We start from the raw sequence: 17,083 nt of genomic DNA on the forward strand, positions 1-17,083 counted from the left end.
AAAAGCAGACACCTGATAAAGAAGACTTGCTGATTGGCAAGCGACAGCGAAGACAGAAGCTTAGTCGCCCTTACCACGCTCGTAACGCCCCGTCCTGTGGCCCCGCCTGGCTCGCACTATGCTTCGTGCGTTAGCCCGGCATAAGACTAGCGGCAGTAAAAGGCCGATTTTGCCTTTTAATGGCGATTGGCTAGACCCGCGGTGTCAGTCCGGATCTGGACAAATCGAAAAGCGGAAAGCGGTGCCTTCCCCATTAACATTGTTTAAGAACTCCCATGATAAGCTCATCTTTTATCAACACAAAATTTTTAGGGAAGACAGAGACCTGAAAAGCATAAGACGAGCAGGCCGTGAGAAGCGGTTTTTCTTCTCATGGACTGATTGGCTTATGACTCGAGGGTCTCAGCTTGTAGCTGGATCAAGGAGTCTCGCACCTTACGTTCCAATCAACCTGTTTGACAATAGGGTTTGTTCACAGAACTTATTAAAAAAACAATAATCTTTTAGAAAAGAGCCTTTGTTTAAAAGTGTTTAATTCCTCCAATACTAATCAATGGAGGTTGTTTAGCATGGAAATATCCAGAGTTAAAGCCATTTTTGAGCAAGAGTTTTGTTCCTTTCTCTTTGACCAATATAGCTATCAATTTCAATTAACAGGCATTTTTGACAATATAATTGATGAAGAGGTAATCAGCTCATTCCTATCTATGTATGATTTTCCGCCCAAACAGAAGCTGTTTTATGATGAATTCAGCTTTTTCTTTAAGTCCTACGCCTATCAATATGAGAAAAACAGATTAAACTATAAAAGTTTTTATGAATGTTAAATAAATGGAGTATGAATAAAATCAAAAAAAAGTTTAAAAAGCTGGAACTGAAGCTCTCGTAAGTATAACTTTTAATTTTTAGGGTTTCCATTTCTTATGCTCTTTTTTGTGTCATGGACTTTTTTTAAATTGGAATCAATATTTCGGCCCTCATCGAAGAGGGCCGATTTTCTGTCAAATATAATAAGGGTAGCCGTATCCCGGGTAACCGTAGCCGTAGCCGTAGCCTGGATATCCATACCCATAATATGGGTAACCGTAACCGTAGCCGTAACCGTACGGGCTAAGTGCAGCCCCTAAAGCCAGACCGCCTAATAGGCCAGCTCCAAGTCCCCAGCCTCCCCAGCCTCCCCAGCCCCACGGACGGCCAAAACCAAAGCCCCATGGACGGCCAAAGCCCCATGGTCTGCCAAATCCTCCAAAGCCAAAGCCAGGTCTCCCGAAACCTCCAAAGCCGAAGCCAGGCCTTCCGAACCCAAACCCAAATGGACGTATTCTCTGGTCATTCTCATTAATTTCATGATCTATAAATTGCTGTTGCATAAGTTTTTCCTCCTCATATTTTTCTTTCTGGAATACATTACAAAATATGATATTCATCCAGTGTTGGTATAGGCAGCTGTCCATGAGTTAAATACATAGATAAAAAAAAGAACTGCAGTACGCAGTTCTTAAGTATTTAAATACAGTTATAAGACATAAGGACCTATTAGAAAAACAATAATCAAGGTGTCAATAACCGCAAAATAGAAGAATCTTCCCGCTGGGTTCACATCTCTAATTTTGCTTATTTTTAACAATCCCCACGATATAAGGGCGACAATGACCGGCCATACAATGAAGCTGCCCTGGAAGGTTAAATAATCTGGTGCAAATATATAGCTTTCCTTTCTAAAGCTGGTGTTGAAGGTATAAAGCTGGCTTACTGTGTAGAGAAGAATCGGGATCAGCACAATCCACCTTTTGGTCTCATCTTCAAATAGATTTCCCTTGACAAAGAAAAGAACTGTGAAATAAATGCAGGGCAATATGACCCAGAGCATAGTAAACAAAAGAATGATAAAGCTGCCAAATGACCCCGAGACAGTATTTGCAGCTGCAAATTTCATATCTTCTTTGGTGATCTTTTCGCTTTTGTGGATAGCTTCACTATTGGACGCAGTACCGTAAAGAGTATTCATTTTTCCGGTAAAATTTGTCCACAAAATTTTATCGTCTCCAAGCCAAAAAGGCTGTACAGGCAAATCTTTGGTTGTGCTCACGCGTTTAGCTCTCCAAATGCCATTGACTTTCTCTGCTGAATACAGATTATATCCTTCATACTTGGAAAACCTGTGGCCGTAAGCTGAAAAAAGCAGCTCTCCCCCTGATTGCTTCTGTCTGAAATTCATGTTTCTTGGATTTTGTAATGCAGTTCCGGTTTCATAGTCCGCAAGCTCTACTTTTTGCAATTTTGGTGTTTTTTGTGTTTGATATATATCCTGTACAAATTCTAAGAGATCATATTCTTTATTCCCTTGTGACAGCCTCATTGTATTCAGCATGAAGAAAAGACTGTCTCCTTGCTGGCTGTATTTGATGCCTTCTAGATTTTCCCCATTTATAAAAGTGATGTCCGGCAAGGGTATAGCCTTAAAATCAGTTCTGTTTTCATTAAAATATGTAAGCTGAAATTTGCCTCTATTAACTTCTTCTGCTACTACAAAGGTTTTATTAAAGAAAGTGATATCGGTAATGGGATAGTCAAATGATGATACTAATTTTGATTTTTCCGTACTAGGATTAAACTGGTAAAGTTTCTGATCCTTCCAGTACAGAACAAAATTTTCACTGGTCTTAACATTCGTAATATCAGCAGCAATCTGGGACGTTTCCCCGTTTTTCACAAGAAACAAATTTGTACCATCCTGATAGACTGTCTTAGTATTATCAATCCAAATCTCTGAATTTCCCGGTACAGCTGTCTTGGCCCTCGTTTTTTTTGTACATTCCATGGTGTCTGTACAGGCAATTTCAGCTATTTGATTATCCTCTGAGAAATACGCTATTTGATTGAGTGTAAATGGTTTAGCGAGACTCGAAGATTCGGCCTTCAAATTATAGGATCTGCTCCAGCCCTCACTTGGAAGCTTTGTTTCCAGCCGAATATTTTCTGCAAATAATATTGCTAACAGTATAACTAAAATCACAAACGGATAAAAATAAGCTCTTTTTGTCACTTTAAAATCTCCTTGACGTAAATTATTTTTCCTTATATATATTGGTTCTATAATTTCCTAAAAAATCCCTTTTATAAACAAGAATATTATTTTAAAAGATTAATAATTTACATTTTCTGACGTTTTTTCATTCGTTTCCTTGGGCTTGAGTGTAAGCAGTATTACCATTATTAGGATAGCTGCTCCGCCAACTGCTTGATAAAATCCAAACGGAACTCCGAGCCAGACCACGGATGTTAATACAGCAGAAAGGGGTTCAGTACAAGCCAGGAGACTTGATTCTTTTGCAGTTATGTATCTCATACTGTCTATAAACAGAAAAAAAGGAACAAGTGTCCCAAACAATATTACAAAAAGAATTAAGACAATAGTAGAAGAAGTCCATCCTGAAGGGGTAAAGTCCCATGGAGCCTTTATAAACGACATCGCTGCTCCTCCAATCAGCATGCCCCATCCAACAACAATAATTGAGGAGTATGTTTGAATAAGTTTGCCGGAATATAATGTATAAAAGGCAAGAGCTACTCCGGAGATGATTCCCCATATAATAGATGCTGCAGGTACCGTTAAATTTTCCGAAGCCCCATTAGTGAGGAGCAGGAATGTCCCTAATAACGCGAGAACAAACGATATCAGCTCAAATCTGCTGGGTGGCTTTTTTAACACCGCCAGGAAATATATCATTATGAACACTGGTGCCAGATACTGCAGCAGGGTTGCAACAGCAGCATTCCCCTGTTCAATTGAAGCGAAATAGGTATACTGTACAGCCAGCATGCCCGCCAGACCAAAAAATACGATTTGAAGCAGTGATCTTTTCGACTGCCAGACACTCCAGACGTTTTTTCTTTCTTTCCCCAAATAGCAAAGTGTAATAAATAACAACCCCGATATCAACATCCTCACAGTTACAAGCCATTCCATTGAAACATTAGAATGATCAAACACATACTGGGCTGCCGTACCAGATACACCCCATAAAGACGCAGCGACAACTACCATGAAATAGCCTTTGTACTTATTCATTGTTTACCCACCTAAGTTATTTACTTTTAATTTTAGTCTCTTTATTTACATATGGATACCCTGCATTTGAATTTTTTTACATTCGCTAGTTAAAAGAGATCTGTCCCATGCGGCTGTTCACCTTTAATATTTCCATCTCGAAATTACGAATAGCACATCGAATTCTCGCCAGTTCCGTTACTATTAATCTCGCCTACATCAGTTACGGCTCATATATGTGTTTACCTCTTTTTACTCAATACGGTGTATGTATCTACACAGTTTAATCCAATTGGACATACCATAAAACATGGAAAACATTCATTCAAATAGGAGTTGAAAAATAGTGGCTTATCATAAGTATTATCATCAGACAGTCCGAGCTGTTGGAAGACCGGTTGAAATCAGGACAAGAAGGGGTACAGTACACCGGGGAATCATTCACAGAGTGACCCCGCATCGATTATACATCCGCCCTGTTTCTGGAAATCGCGGCTACGGAGGATTTGGGTACGGATATTTTGGGGGATATGGCTGGGGTGGAGCGGCTGAAGCCTTTGCTTTCGGTGCGATTACATCCATCGCTTTTCTAGCATTTTTTTGGTAGATTTTAAAATCCGATGTCAAAGAGAAGAAAATGAAAGTTTTTTAGGATAGGTCATGACCGTTACCTTTTGTAAGGTGAGAAAATGTTCGTCCTTGACGTATAAACAAAAGCTGCAGGTCTTAAGGTTTCACGTTTTAAGTAAACTTACTTTTCAAATATAGGTCTCTTTGTTCTAGATTGGGCCAAAAATAAAAGCCTATTACTTCTTCTCTTAGGTGCGTGTCCAAACCAAAAAGAATCGGCGTCATAGTTTATTAGGGAATGATCAAAAAAACAGGTGGTGAAATATATGGGCTTTGGATGTTGCGGCGGCGGTTATGGCGGCGCTGGTTACGGAGGCGGTTACAGTACAGGCAGCGGCTTTGCGTTAATCGTAGTATTATTCATTCTGTTAATTATCGTGGGTGCTGTATTCTGGTGCGGTTAATATCAAAAACGTTCTAGATGTTCATTTCTAAAACGGTTTTGGCAAACTTTGCTGCTATTGAACAAGAGGTTGATTAAAGCACAGGGGCGTGCTCGCTTTCCTCGGGACGGACGCCCGAACCTCCTTAGCTTCGCCTGCGGGGTCTCAGCTGGCAGCTGGATTAGGGTCTAACCTTACGTTCCTGTCAGCCTGTATAACAACAGGGAAGGGTCAAGAGAAATTATTGAAAAACAACACGTTTTAAAAAAGAGCCTTAGAAGAACCTTACTGAATTCATGATGTTTTTTAAAGGGGAAGGAGTAATTCCCCTTTTTGTGCTGTGATCTTCAAGAGGAAACTTAGACAGAGGAATTCCCCTGCAAAAAATAAACTAATATAGGACAGTGAAATTGGAGCAATTAATAATAGAGCGTGGCACTGAGAAATTTTACTATACGTCTACAAGGGTACTATCCGTTAAAGCTTTCCACATAACGCCTAACTTAAAGTTGATATACTTATCCACTTTTAAATTAAGTTCTTTTATATATAAATCTGGTGCTGCAATTTTTATTTATTATAGTCTTTTCTTAAAACTGATAATACGGCTGTTTCAATCTCCTGATAGCCCGTGCACCTGCAAATGTTCGACTGGAGCCACTCTTTAATTGTATGGGGATCAGCGTTAGGCTGATTTTTAATAAGTGAGTGACAGTTCATAATAAATCCAGGTGTGCAATACCCGCATTGAAAGGCGAAATGCTCAATGAATGCTTTCTGAATCGGTGTATTTTTTAATCCTTCGATGGTCATGATCTTCTTTCCTTCAGCTTCCAATGTAAGCATCAGACAGGATTTCATTGGCTTTTCATCAAGAATGATGGTACAAGCTCCACAATCTCCATTTAAACATCCCGGTTTTGAACCCGTTAATCCTAAAGATTCTCGAATGGTGTCAAGGAGAAGATCTGCAGCCCGGATATATATGTCCACATCTTCCGAGTTGATATTCAGGATGATCCTGCGTTTACTAAGCGGGAAATCATGCAATGGCCCCAGCCTCCAATTTTGGAATGATCTCCAGTAACGTGTTCTTCAAAACAAACAAACGATATTCAGCTGATCCTTCCACATCATGAAGTATCGGTGCTGGCAAGTGCCTAAAGGCAAGTTCTATCCTCTCTTCAAGTGATAATTTTGTATTGTTTAAGTCTGCTTCCATTTTGGCCGAACGAAAAGGAAACGGGCAAAGCCCGCTGATTGCGACCCTGATTTCATTACCGTTCCTTAATGCTGCAACTGTCACCAGGGGATACCCTGTCTCCCACTGCTGTCTCCTCTTTATGCATATAAAAGGGAGGTCTAAATACCTTTTTTGTGTGATAATTTGAACTAGTAATTCACCCTCTGTAAGCTGCAGGCTCTTATTAAATAGGGAATTAATTGGCGCTTTTCTCACTCCATCACCCCCCGCAATCATACAGTAGCTGTCACATAGCAGGAATGGCAGAACCGCTTCGCGATAAAAAATCATGCCGCATATGTTTCCTCCAAGTGTTATTTTATTTCTTGATGTATGGTCCGCAACACCCGCCGAGGCTGCAGACAAAAGCGGGAATACATTTGCTTCTTCAATCTCAGTCAGCGTGAGGGAAGATCCCAGCGTTAATGAATCTCCAATGAGATTGTTCTGTCTGCACTCAGGAATAGCATTTATATTAATGACCGCTCCCGTTTCAATTAAATGAAGGCGCAAAAATGTGATGATCTCCGTACCCCCTGAATAATAAAGAGGCTTTTTACCGTGGTTTTTTAATGTCCGGTATAAGTGAACAGCCTCCGATATTGTGGCAGGCAGGTAATATTCAAAATCGGTCGGTATCATTCTTGGGGCCTCCTTTTAGCTCTCCAGATCTGTTCTGGAATAAGGGGCAGATGGTTTAACTCAACACCAGCAGCCAGAGATAAACTATTACCAAGGACTGCCGGCATCCCTATTAATCCGTGCTCGCCCACCCCCCTTGCTCCGTATGCGGCTTCCATGTGTGGAGTATGAATGAATTCCACAGCATATTCTGGCTGCTCGCCAAAGCGAAGAGGCCTGTAAGTCCTTAGCCGATGATTTAAAACTCTCCCGTGCTGATCAAAATAAAACGTTTCACGCCCGCCAAAGGAAAGACCCATGCTCATGGCTCCCATTACCTGGCCTCTTGCTGTTTTTTCGTTTAAAACCTGTCCTATGTCAATGACCGAATAAGCCTTCACAACTTTATACGTATGATTGATCGTGTTATATTCCACTTCTACCCCTTGTGCCCCGACTGTCCATTCCGGCCCTGGCTTCCCCGCCCCCGTATCAGCATCCAGGTATGTCATATGCCGCAGGATATAGTTTCCTCTGCCTATAATCTGCCCTCCGATCGAGTTTCCGTTCGGGTAGGTATATCCATACACAACATCTTCAAATTTCAGATTTATTCCAGGCTCTTCTCTTACAAATACTTTTCCTGAATCAATTTCTAAATCCTCTACCCTGACTCGTAAAATGCAGGAGGCAATACTTTTAATCTGAAGGATCGCATCATCCGCCGCAGCAAGAACCGCCCTGCCAGCCATAAAAGTGCCTCTGCTCGCAACCGTTTTCCAGTGTTCAGGTGTAGTCTGGGTATTAACTTTCATTTTTACGTGAATTTTGTCATAATCCAGCCTCAATCGTTCTGCTAATATTTGGGCCAGTACAGTCTTGGTTCCAGTCCCGATTTCCACTACCCCTGACATTAAATTTACACTGCCATCTGGATTAAAAGTTAAAATAACGCCAGAGCTTGCATTAGGGTCAATCGTAGAGGTTTTCCATATACAGGCTACCCCTTTGGTTCTCACTGTGTGTTTTCCTGACTCTATCTTAGTCTCCCCGTTCCAATCCATAAGTTCTTTTAATTTATCAATACAGGCTCTTACATTCCCTACATTGCTTTTGTTTAATAAGACCTGTGTTGGAGTTGTGTCGCCAGGCTGTATTGCGTTTATGTACCGAAGCTCAAGGGGATCTATTTTCAGTTTTTTAGCAAGCATATCCATAGTACGCTCAAAGGCAAAATGAACTTCAGAATGGCCGAACCCTCTAAATGGCGATGCATATGGATGATTCGTATACATACATAGCGAATCGCACCAGATATTTTCGATATGATAGGGCCCTGTGCAATCAACTGCTGCTGCCCTGCTTAAATCCGGTGATTTATCTGCATATGCACCTCCATCAAATAGATAAAGGATTTCAGCTGACTTTAAGATTCCGTCCCTTGTACATCCCAGTTTCACTGTTGCATCGAGACCAATGTGTACAGGGGCAGTTAAAATGTCTTCCTCCCTGCTGTACAAAATCTTAACAGGTCTTCCTTCAACAGATTTTGCGGCAATATATGCCAGGAACTCCCATTGTACGGATGCTTTTCCGCCATATGCTCCGCCTACAAGAGGAGTATTCACGATGATTTTTCCTATTTCCACACCAAAATAAGAACTAATCAGTTTTTTTATCATAAATGGTGCCTGTGACGAAGAGGTTATGATTACATCCCCATTGGGGCGTATTTCTGCGAAACAGCTTCGCGTCTCCATTGCTGCATGATCAGAAGGAGCAAACGAAAAGGATCCTTCTACAAACACATCGCTCTCCATGCGTCCTTTTTCAATATTGCCTTTACGAATCTTCGTTCGATGGGCTACATTTGTATGAGGCTCTGGATATACGTTTACATTAATTTCATATGCCTCCATATGCTCATGGACCAAAGGGGAATCCGGCTGAAAGGCCTGTCTGGGAGAATTCACAACTGGAAGTGGTGTGTAAGATATTTCAATTAATGAGGCCGCTTCAGCTGCCTGTGCGGGATGATCAGCTACAACAAGCGCAACCACCTCTCCGTGGTAGCGTACTTTTTTGAAGGCTATGGGGCTGCGATCCCGGATTTCTTCGCCAGTTAAGGGCAATCCCACTCCCGTTACAATAGAGCGGACCCCAGGTACTTTCTCTGCTTTAGACCAATCAATGCTGTTGATTAGTGCGTGTGCATATGGGCTGCAAACTACTCTAGCATGCAGCATGTTGTTGAAGATGTAATCATCCGTGTATTTTGCAGCTCCAGTTACTTTTTCCTCGGCGTCCTTCCTACCTACACTTTTTCCGATTACCCGCATATATTCCACCACCTCTTGTTGTTTGGAGGCTCATTTTACTCTCATTAGCTTTTTGATTAACAAATAATCCTGAAAAGTATCTATGTCTAAGAATAATTCTTCTTGCTGATAATTTGTGATAACCCCTTTATGTAAATATTCTCTTCGTATAATCCTCCGAGCTCCTTCGTCTCCCACTAAATTATTTATTTCTGGAAACAATTTTGAAGACAGCAAGACTGGGGGTCTTATCAAACTATTGAAGCTGGATGCTGCAAATAAACATTCTTCTCTTTTACGGAAAGTATGAATTAAATGATTGATTATTGTTTCAGAAATAAGCGGCTGATCCGCAAGGATGACCACTATGGCATCGACATGTAAATCAAGTGCTTTCTTAAGACCAGCTTTTAGAGAATGTGACATTCCTTTGTCAGAATCAGGAGAGAGTATGATATGGCATTTATCATTATGGTTGAACATTTGAAATGAGGAGAGAAGAATAGAGTTTGTCACTATAATAATGAAGTCGAGGCAGGATTTAATAGCAGTTTTCAGAGCAGCTGTCCCAATTATACCCTGTGGAGAAGGGAGAAGGAGCTTTTGGAACCCCATTCTTTTACTGCTGCCCGCTGCTAGATATATTCCGGCAATTCGTTTGGCTGCCATGAACGAAGGTCTCCTCCCCCATGTGCTCTAAGTGCCTTGATTAATTCTGCTATGATACTTATAGCTATTTCTTCCTGCCCCATTGCACCAATTGGTAAACCTACTGGGGAACTCACCCATTCAGGGATTCTTGCAGGATGGAAAAGTTTCGCGGTTCTTTCCCTCGGTCCAAGAATCCCTAAATACCTCACCTTTTTAATTAAGAGCATTTCAAGAAACTCTTTATCCTTTTTAAAATGATGGCTCATTACTACCACAAAGTCACTTTCATTTACATTTAGAGAGTGGATGTTTTCTTGTACAGTCCCTATCAGAATGTCCGATGCATGAGGGAAAGATTCCACACTGCATACCCCTTCTCTCCAGTCGCATATCACCACGGAAAAAACTGATCTTGCAGCCATTGACGCAAGCGGTTTAGCGTCTTCTCCTCCACCAAATATGATCAGGCGTGGTTTTGGTTTATAGCAATGAATGTATTCGTAAGTCCCATCAGAGTCAGATACTATCCCGCTTTTTCTAAAACAACCTCTTAAGTCACTTTGTTTTATTGGAATGAATGTATTCTTTCTAGGCGAAAAGTCTTTGGATAACTCTTTCTTATGAACTACACAATGGCCATTCGCCAAACTGCCCGCTACGTTGGAAAACTGTAGTTTCAGGTTCGGGGTAATCGGTTCAAGAAGGATATGTAGAATACCATTACAGCCTGCACCTGCACCCCATGACAAATCATCTTCTTCGCGAAGATCATATCGTACATGTTGCGGTACTCCTCTAGAAAATACATCTTGAGCCCGGTGTAAAAGGTCTGCTTCGAGGCATCCAGGACTTAACACTCCAAGGGTTGTTCCATCCTCCTTAATCAACATGGATGTACCTTCCTTTAGATAGGCAGACCCTTGAACATGGATAATAGTAGCTAGAAGGCAATTTTGAGAAGTAAGTGCCAATTCATCCAGCAGATCGTAAAAATTAGTCATTTTTCAACCTCATTAATCCAGATATTTAAAAACCCATATCCTAATATATGAACCACTTGAATGAACATGAGTAAAATTGGAACTCTAATATTTAGCATTCCATCTATAACTCAGATTCTTAACAAATGAGCAGGGGTCAATGGCCCGGCTTCATCAAAAAAGCCCTCATAGGTCGAAATGAAAGATCTCAAATTACCTTTGATCCTCCGGTTTATCCTGAGTAAAGAAAAATATAAATATAATCAGTGTTAGAGCAATAATAAAGGTGCCCCCTTCCGATGGTTTAAACACCGGCAAATCCGTTAGATTCATAAATATCATCCTTTTGCTGCATTAGTTTTCCAGCATATAGCTTATCGTCCCGCGGCTCATGGTCCGGTTCATGGGTTATACTATTTGATTAAATTCGTCTTACATAAAATGCTCTGCCACGATTCCGCGAAATTCCTTACTTATTTTTTCTATCTCTGACTGAACAGGCTGGGGCTTTGGAATACCAAAAATAGGTCCAGAAACATTAAAACTAAATCTGCCAGGTCCTACAAACAGGCCTTCAAAGGTAATTTTTCGCGTCAGCAATAAAATGGCGAGTAAGATATCTAAAAGATCTATAGCAAAGCTAAAAGCTTTTATTTTGGATCTACCTTCCAGTCTGCTCCTTCCAGTAAGAGGGCCTCCCAAAGAAAAGCCAAAGCCTCCTGGTATAACGTAAACTCTTATGACCGTTATTTGACCAGTTAATAGCAGGGCAGCTAAAATGATGTCAATTTCAAACTGAATTGCACTAATAACTTGGTTTTCATGTTCAATTTTGCATTGCATTCCATATCAGCCCACCCTTCTGTGTTATTCTATTCTGAACAAAATTAAGGGTTATTGGAATCTATAAAATCCGAAAAAAAAATGCAGCTTTTTGCTGCACTTCATCTTTTGAGAACGTTATAAAGGAAAATACTTAACATACCCCTCAGTATGATTTTGTTTCTTGCTTGTAAATGGTTTTTTAAATATTGTGAAGGATCTTTTACCCTGCTGCTGATTTTGTTTCCGTTATTTCTCACAAAAAACAGGGCCGGTTTCCCGGCTCAACTCATTACCCTTTTCCAGCCTGAAATCCTGGATATTTCGTCATTCCACCGTCTGCATACAAAGTAATGCCTGTCACATAACTGGATTCGGCAGAAGCAAGCCACGCAGCACAAGCTGCAATTTCTTCAGGCTTGCCGATATACCCCATCGGAATCAGCTTCAGCACTTCCTCTTTTGCTTGCGGGTCGTTAAACTTTTCTTCATTGATAGGTGTATCAATGGCGCCAGGCGAAATGTTGTTTACCCTGATTCTTTTTGGTGCATATTCGAGAGCCAGTGTTTCTGTCAGCATTTTCACCCCACCTTTGCTTGCCGCGTAATGGACAAAGTGCGGCCATGGAATCCGGTCATGGACAGATGCCATATTAATAACAGACCCCTTGATGTTATGTTCCAGCATGTATTTGATCGCTTCCCTGCTTCCAAGGAACATTCCCGTTAGGTTCACGTTAATTACTTTGTTCCACTCTTCAAGAGAAAGCTCTGCGGATGGAACTTCATTTTCAATTCCAGCGTTATTAACCATAATGTCCAAGCTTCCAAATGTGTCAGAAGCAAATTGGACAAGGCTTTTTATTTCCTCTTCTTTTGTAACATCCGCCTGAAAGGCAGCAGCGGTGCCTCCATTTTCTTCAATAACGCTAATAAATTCATCCACACCCTGTTTATTCGAGTGATAATTTACGATCACTTTCGCACCTTCTGCTGCCAATCTCTCGGCGATTGCTTTTCCAAGACCAGTTGCAGCACCGGTTACCACTGCAACCTTTCCTTTTAAATCATCATACATCCCTTAATCTCCTCCTTATTTCTTTGTAACTCCAAGCAATACACCGCCTGCAATTACCAGGACACTTCCAATTACTACGAAAATCAGCTGCCTTTTACTCTTTTTTTCCCCAAGTAAAAAGATACCGCCGAATGTTGAGATTACTATACCCATTTGTGACATCGAAAAACTGATTGCTACCCCTATCCTAGGAATTGCCAGCAGGAGACCAAGATTTCCTATTGCCCACATGACTCCAGTCAAAATATTTTTTAACGCATATGTGGTAAATGGCTTATGACGCATGGATAAAAGGAATGCCCCTCCCGCCATACCAATAGACTGCGGCAACACTGCCTCCCAGCCGCCAATATTGAACCACTTTAGAATAATGACATAACCTACAAAACCAGCGGTAGAAAGGAGTAATGTAAAAATCCCTTTTTTCAGCTCACCTTTTTGGCTGTCGCCCTGCTGCCCGAAGGATGTCAGAAGGACGCCTGATATGATCAGAAGTATGGAACAGCTGCCGATTGTAATAGCAGCGGCCGTATCCCACTCATGAAATACAAAAACTCCGAATAAAGTAGTCCCCACTAATTGCATTCCTGTAGAAATAGGAACTGCTTTCGAAACACCTACATTTTGTGCACTTGCGAGCTGATATAACTGCCCTATACTCCATAAAACTCCAGAAATAAAACCGATGAGAAGAACGGACAGAGTCAAATCAGGGCTCTTTATAAAATAGATTACTATAGAAAATAAGAATGCTCCTGCTGTTATACCTATTGTCTGGCTATATGCATTCCCTCCCAGCTTGACACTCACAAATACAAGACTGCCCCATGCCACCGCTGGAAGCAGCGCATATAAGATACCTGCCATTTCTTCACCTGCTCTTTGTTAAGAATTATCCCTAAGCTTTCAGAAAAACTAAATTTCATAAAATTATTCTGGCCTTAAATAAGCTATTCTATCGATACTTTGCTTCAAATGGCATAAAAAAACGGCGCCAGCATACTGGCACCCGGGCATTCACCTTATATTTTTTATAACCTCTTTATCGAATGTAACAATCGTTTCTTTACGATCCACCCTATCTTTTACGGTGTTAAAAAATAGTCGATCGTGATCATCTAACTTTTCAAAATCAAACTTTTTGTATAAAACAGACAGCAGCACTACATCTCTAAGCTTCAAAAATAGCGGGATGGACTCTGCTAATTTCTCAGGAAGGATGTTTTCAGTACTGTACCCTTCTAAAAAGGATGTTATAAAAGCATGAATAAATTCTTGTCTGGTTTCCTTTGTAGTAAAGTCCCGCTGCATAACTATATAATAAAGAGGCATAGCAATATCGCTCGCAAACCAATGATAGGCGCTGTCATCAAAATCAAAAATATGGATTCTTCCTTGATCATACAAAAAGTTCCCATGATGCAAATCAGAGTGAATCAGGCCGTATGTATCCGAATTTTTTGGGAGAGTACTGATTTGCAAAAGTATTTCATCTCTATAGTTCAGTATATGCTTCGTAATATCAGGCTTATATTGTTCAATGTCGAACAATTCTTCTTCATCCCACTGCGGCCGAAAACATTTAACATTATTGTAAGTCTTTGAAAGTCTGTTCAGCAGTCCAAGTGACTTGCCCCAGCTATATGCAATCTTTAGATTCTTCTCGACTTCCTTCCAGGCTATTTGGCGTCCCGGCAGTTTTTCAAAGCTACTTACGTAAAACACTGTTCCATCGGCTGCCTCTAACGGCTCAATTAAACATCCATTCGCGGAAACAAAATGCCGGTAGACCGAGGCACCGTTTTTGTATAAATATTCCACCCATTCCACTTCTGCCTCGATAAGCTCATGGCTTCTGTGAGAAGAATGGACAAATCTCAAAATTCTGCTTTCGCCTTCTACCTTGACTTCGTAAATATAATTCTCAAAATCGCCAAGTTTTTTCAGAGTCTCTGTACTCCCGTAATAGAGCTTACAGCCTTTTTGCAAGAGATCCTCTGAAAATACATTTGCAACGTTAAGTTCCATATTGACCCCCGTTTTTTCTCTTCATTCTTTATTGCTGAATATAAAATCCGTACTTCATTCTTATTATAATGACTGAAATTTCAGAATTAAATAACCTAGAAAAAAACCTGCCGAATGGAGGCAGGTTTCACGATCAAATAGTAATTGGCAGAACGTAGAAAAGAACCGCAAAGAAATGTGCTGCTGTACCAAGCAGTACAAAGATATGCCAGACTGCATGATGGAAAGGAAATCCTCTCCACACATAAAAGACAGCTCCGATTGTATATAGAATTCCACCTGCTACCAGGAGCTGTATACCTCCTCCAGGCAGCGCCGCTGTCAGCGGGCCCCAAGCGATCACAATCAACCATCCCATGACGATATAAAGAATAGTTGATAAAAACAAAAACTTTTTTACAAAATAAGACTTGAACACAACCCCAATAACGGCAATTCCCCATACTATACTGAGCAATGACCAGCCCAATACACCCTTAATAACAATTAAGGTAAAGGGAGTATATGTACCTGCAATAAACAAATAAATAGCAGAGTGATCAAAAATTTCAAAGATGTCCTTTGCTCTTCCAGGTGGAAAACTATGTACTAAAGTAGACGAAATATATAGAAGGAGCATAGTAACACCAAATATTATAAAGGATATAAGATGCCATACAGTTCCTTCATTAACTGAAAAAATAATGAGAAAAACCAATGCCGCAATGCTGAGTATAACACCTATGCCATGAGTAATCGCATTGACTAATTCTTCCTTCTTTGAAAATACATGTGTTTCTGCCAATGGAGCCATCTCCTCATGTTTTTGATGAATTCTTCTATCTTGTTTTATACGATACCAAATTATATGGATAATACAAAGTAAATTCACTTGTAGAATTTTCCTTAGAACTGACTCAGGAGGTTATCGAGGTTTCTTTAACAGCAAAAAAAACACCGGCTAATGGGCTGCCGATGTTTAAAAAAGTTATTTAGCGAATGTATGGTTGCCGATCTTTTTAACCACTTTGAGCGACCTCATCCATTGGCTGTCTGTAAGATCCGGGTTATAGAAGTAAATCGCTTCTGTAGCTTTTCCCTTTCCTGTTTCGTGACTCACGATGGCTTCATTAACCGCCTTTTTTGACTCTGCGGCTGCTGGTTTGTTTATTTGTCCATTAGAAACAGGCTCAAACTGTTTTTTCTCCATAATTACGCCCGTAACCGTATGAGGAAAGGCTTTGTGCTCTGTACGGTTGAGTACCACAGCAGCCACTGCAACCTTGCCTTGGTATGGCTCCCCTTTTGCTTCAGCATTAACAAGCCTCGCCAATAAATCCTTTTCTTTCTTCGAATACCGGCTTGTGGCTGAACGCTCTTCAGCTTGAGCTGCATTTTTCTTCAGCAGATTTACAGGTACCCTCTGCTGTTTAGCAATATCCCTAATCTGTTTTTCTCTTTTTACCGTATGTGAACCTCTATTTTGCTTAGAGGGTTTCTTTTCAGCATGTGACGATCCAGGCACTGTTAGAGTTAATAATAAAGCCAAAGAAGCTATGATTTTTAAAAATCCCAATCTAAACCCTCCTTTTTAAAAATACTTATACAAGCCTAACAAAGAAAAGGCTCCAAAACATTGATAAGTATTTTCCATGGAAGAGGAGGAATTAATTTGTAAGAGAGCTTACATTCTGAGGAAGTCATATGGAGATTCTTACAGGTGAAGCGGGCATGAGGGATTTTAAATTCGGGATTTTAAATTTGGAATTTTAAATTCAGAAGGTATCGCAATATCAGTCACTAAGTTAAAAAAATCCAGCTGATTTTAAAAAACTCCTTAGTTTTGACTGGAATCCTTATATATATTATTGACCGAATAGCAGGGAATACATAGTTCAAACGAAAAATTATTAACCCATACGCAGCTAATTTCTCCCTACTATTTTATCCCCGACATCATACCTTATCCAGCAAAAAGCCTGTATTAAAAACTAGCAGCAATGCAATATTCAAATAAAATTTGGAAAATTACGTGTGCTAGAAGTTATTTTCCAATGCAATTTGCAACTATCTGGGCGTTTTACTCATGATTGAATCTGCTGATCGAATTTATGCTTAAGTTTTAACTAATTATGCTTATGTTTGTGCAGTTTATGCTTATATTGAGAAGGTTTATGCTTAAGTTTGGGAGTCTTATGCTGATGTTCCCTTTTTCTATGCTTACGTTTGGGTGTTTATGCTGATGGAAACAGTCTTATGCTTAAGTTTCATAGTTTATGCTGATGTTAAAGGCCGGTAT

The 17,083-nt window shown here is 40.4% G+C and carries 16 protein-coding genes and 1 pseudogene; 3 read left to right on the forward strand and 14 right to left on the reverse strand.

The features are described 5' to 3' along the window. Nucleotides 1-569 precede the first annotated feature (569 nt). On the forward strand, nucleotides 570-827 hold the full coding sequence (locus CUU66_RS18040) for a hypothetical protein (RefSeq protein WP_101644748.1): 258 nt from the start codon (nucleotides 570-572) through the stop codon (nucleotides 825-827). 174 nt (nucleotides 828-1,001) lie between these two features. On the opposite strand, the gene CUU66_RS18045 is transcribed toward CUU66_RS18040, so the two are convergent. The 3 genes from CUU66_RS18045 to CUU66_RS18055 form a co-directional block, all read right to left on the reverse strand. Next, on the reverse strand, nucleotides 1,002-1,370 hold the full coding sequence (locus tag CUU66_RS18045; protein WP_180955347.1) for a hypothetical protein: 369 nt from the start codon (nucleotides 1,368-1,370) through the stop codon (nucleotides 1,002-1,004). A gap of 146 nt (nucleotides 1,371-1,516) precedes the next feature. Further along, nucleotides 1,517-3,046, reverse strand: a complete 1,530-nt coding sequence (locus CUU66_RS18050) for a hypothetical protein (protein ID WP_101644750.1) — start codon at nucleotides 3,044-3,046, stop codon at nucleotides 1,517-1,519. Between the two features lie 99 nt (nucleotides 3,047-3,145). Beyond that, entirely contained in the window at nucleotides 3,146-4,072 is a 927-nt protein-coding gene (locus CUU66_RS18055; protein WP_101644753.1) for a DMT family transporter, read from the reverse strand. A 325-nt stretch (nucleotides 4,073-4,397) separates the two neighbouring features. Here CUU66_RS18055 and CUU66_RS18060 point away from each other — a divergent pair, with 325 nt between their 5' ends. Both CUU66_RS18060 and CUU66_RS18065 read left to right on the forward strand, forming a co-directional pair. Further along, nucleotides 4,398-4,658 (forward strand): hypothetical protein, encoded by a 261-nt coding sequence (locus CUU66_RS18060; RefSeq protein ID WP_101644755.1) that lies wholly within the window; start codon nucleotides 4,398-4,400, stop codon nucleotides 4,656-4,658. Between the two features lie 337 nt (nucleotides 4,659-4,995). Continuing rightward, nucleotides 4,996-5,085, forward strand: a pseudogene (locus CUU66_RS18065) (YjcZ family sporulation protein); the annotation flags it as partial. 549 nt (nucleotides 5,086-5,634) lie between these two features. Here the strand turns inward: CUU66_RS18065 and CUU66_RS18070 are convergent. The 11 genes from CUU66_RS18070 to CUU66_RS18120 all read right to left on the reverse strand — a co-directional run bounded on the left by CUU66_RS18070 (nucleotide 5,635) and on the right by CUU66_RS18120 (nucleotide 16,360). Beyond that, on the reverse strand, nucleotides 5,635-6,084 hold the full coding sequence (locus CUU66_RS18070) for a (2Fe-2S)-binding protein (protein ID WP_374703010.1): 450 nt from the start codon (nucleotides 6,082-6,084) through the stop codon (nucleotides 5,635-5,637). A gap of 22 nt (nucleotides 6,085-6,106) precedes the next feature. Beyond that, nucleotides 6,107-6,949: an FAD binding domain-containing protein gene (locus tag CUU66_RS18075; protein WP_101644759.1), complete on the reverse strand. Its 843-nt coding sequence runs from the start codon at nucleotides 6,947-6,949 to the stop codon at nucleotides 6,107-6,109. Continuing rightward, nucleotides 6,946-9,267 carry a xanthine dehydrogenase family protein molybdopterin-binding subunit gene (locus tag CUU66_RS18080; RefSeq protein WP_101644761.1) on the reverse strand — a complete coding sequence of 774 codons (2,322 nt, stop codon included), beginning with the start codon at nucleotides 9,265-9,267 and terminating at the stop codon, nucleotides 6,946-6,948. Before CUU66_RS18080 ends, CUU66_RS18075 begins: the two co-directional genes overlap by 4 nt. A 30-nt stretch (nucleotides 9,268-9,297) precedes the next feature. Further along, the gene (locus CUU66_RS18085) at nucleotides 9,298-9,915 is read right to left on the reverse strand and encodes a nucleotidyltransferase family protein (RefSeq protein ID WP_101644763.1); all 618 of its coding nucleotides are present in this window, start codon (nucleotides 9,913-9,915) and stop codon (nucleotides 9,298-9,300) included. Next, on the reverse strand, nucleotides 9,882-10,898 hold the full coding sequence (locus tag CUU66_RS18090; RefSeq protein ID WP_101644765.1) for an XdhC family protein: 1,017 nt from the start codon (nucleotides 10,896-10,898) through the stop codon (nucleotides 9,882-9,884). The genes CUU66_RS18085 and CUU66_RS18090 overlap by 34 nt, the downstream gene beginning before the upstream one ends. Nucleotides 10,899-11,309: 411 nt before the next feature. After that, a complete protein-coding gene (locus CUU66_RS18095) occupies nucleotides 11,310-11,720 on the reverse strand; it encodes a hypothetical protein (protein WP_101644767.1) in 411 nt (136 codons plus the stop codon). A gap of 271 nt (nucleotides 11,721-11,991) precedes the next feature. Then, a complete protein-coding gene (locus CUU66_RS18100) occupies nucleotides 11,992-12,777 on the reverse strand; it encodes a glucose-1-dehydrogenase (protein ID WP_101644770.1) in 786 nt (261 codons plus the stop codon). A gap of 15 nt (nucleotides 12,778-12,792) precedes the next feature. Further along, nucleotides 12,793-13,644 (reverse strand): GRP family sugar transporter, encoded by an 852-nt coding sequence (locus tag CUU66_RS18105; protein ID WP_101644772.1) that lies wholly within the window; start codon nucleotides 13,642-13,644, stop codon nucleotides 12,793-12,795. A gap of 150 nt (nucleotides 13,645-13,794) precedes the next feature. After that, complete coding sequence (locus CUU66_RS18110) at nucleotides 13,795-14,805, reverse strand: phosphotransferase enzyme family protein (protein WP_101644774.1); 1,011 nt, start codon at nucleotides 14,803-14,805, stop codon at nucleotides 13,795-13,797. Between the two features lie 133 nt (nucleotides 14,806-14,938). Beyond that, nucleotides 14,939-15,589, reverse strand: coding sequence for a PAQR family membrane homeostasis protein TrhA (gene trhA / locus CUU66_RS18115; RefSeq protein WP_101644777.1), 651 nt, complete (start codon nucleotides 15,587-15,589; stop codon nucleotides 14,939-14,941). 183 nt (nucleotides 15,590-15,772) lie between these two features. Next, on the reverse strand, nucleotides 15,773-16,360 hold the full coding sequence (locus CUU66_RS18120) for a cell wall hydrolase (RefSeq protein ID WP_308302517.1): 588 nt from the start codon (nucleotides 16,358-16,360) through the stop codon (nucleotides 15,773-15,775). Nucleotides 16,361-17,083 lie beyond the last annotated feature (723 nt).

The sequence above is a fragment of the Peribacillus deserti genome (assembly GCF_002863585.1).
Taxonomy (GTDB): Bacteria; Bacillota; Bacilli; order Bacillales; family DSM-1321; genus Paraperibacillus; species Paraperibacillus deserti_A.

Coding starts and splice junctions, on each gene's coding strand:
- CUU66_RS18100 (WP_101644770.1), bottom strand. CDS start 12,777: ATGTATGATGATTTAAAAGGAAAGGTTGCAGTGGTAACCGGTGCTGCA.
- CUU66_RS18085 (WP_101644763.1), bottom strand. CDS start 9,915: ATGGCAGCCAAACGAATTGCCGGAATATATCTAGCAGCGGGCAGCAGT.
- CUU66_RS18080 (WP_101644761.1), bottom strand. CDS start 9,267: ATGCGGGTAATCGGAAAAAGTGTAGGTAGGAAGGACGCCGAGGAAAAA.
- CUU66_RS18045 (WP_180955347.1), bottom strand. CDS start 1,370: ATGCAACAGCAATTTATAGATCATGAAATTAATGAGAATGACCAGAGA.
- CUU66_RS18095 (WP_101644767.1), bottom strand. CDS start 11,720: ATGCAATGCAAAATTGAACATGAAAACCAAGTTATTAGTGCAATTCAG.
- CUU66_RS18040 (WP_101644748.1), top strand. CDS start 570: ATGGAAATATCCAGAGTTAAAGCCATTTTTGAGCAAGAGTTTTGTTCC.
- CUU66_RS18105 (WP_101644772.1), bottom strand. CDS start 13,644: ATGGCAGGTATCTTATATGCGCTGCTTCCAGCGGTGGCATGGGGCAGT.
- CUU66_RS18075 (WP_101644759.1), bottom strand. CDS start 6,949: ATGATACCGACCGATTTTGAATATTACCTGCCTGCCACAATATCGGAG.
- CUU66_RS18055 (WP_101644753.1), bottom strand. CDS start 4,072: ATGAATAAGTACAAAGGCTATTTCATGGTAGTTGTCGCTGCGTCTTTA.
- CUU66_RS18110 (WP_101644774.1), bottom strand. CDS start 14,805: ATGGAACTTAACGTTGCAAATGTATTTTCAGAGGATCTCTTGCAAAAA.
- CUU66_RS18090 (WP_101644765.1), bottom strand. CDS start 10,898: ATGACTAATTTTTACGATCTGCTGGATGAATTGGCACTTACTTCTCAA.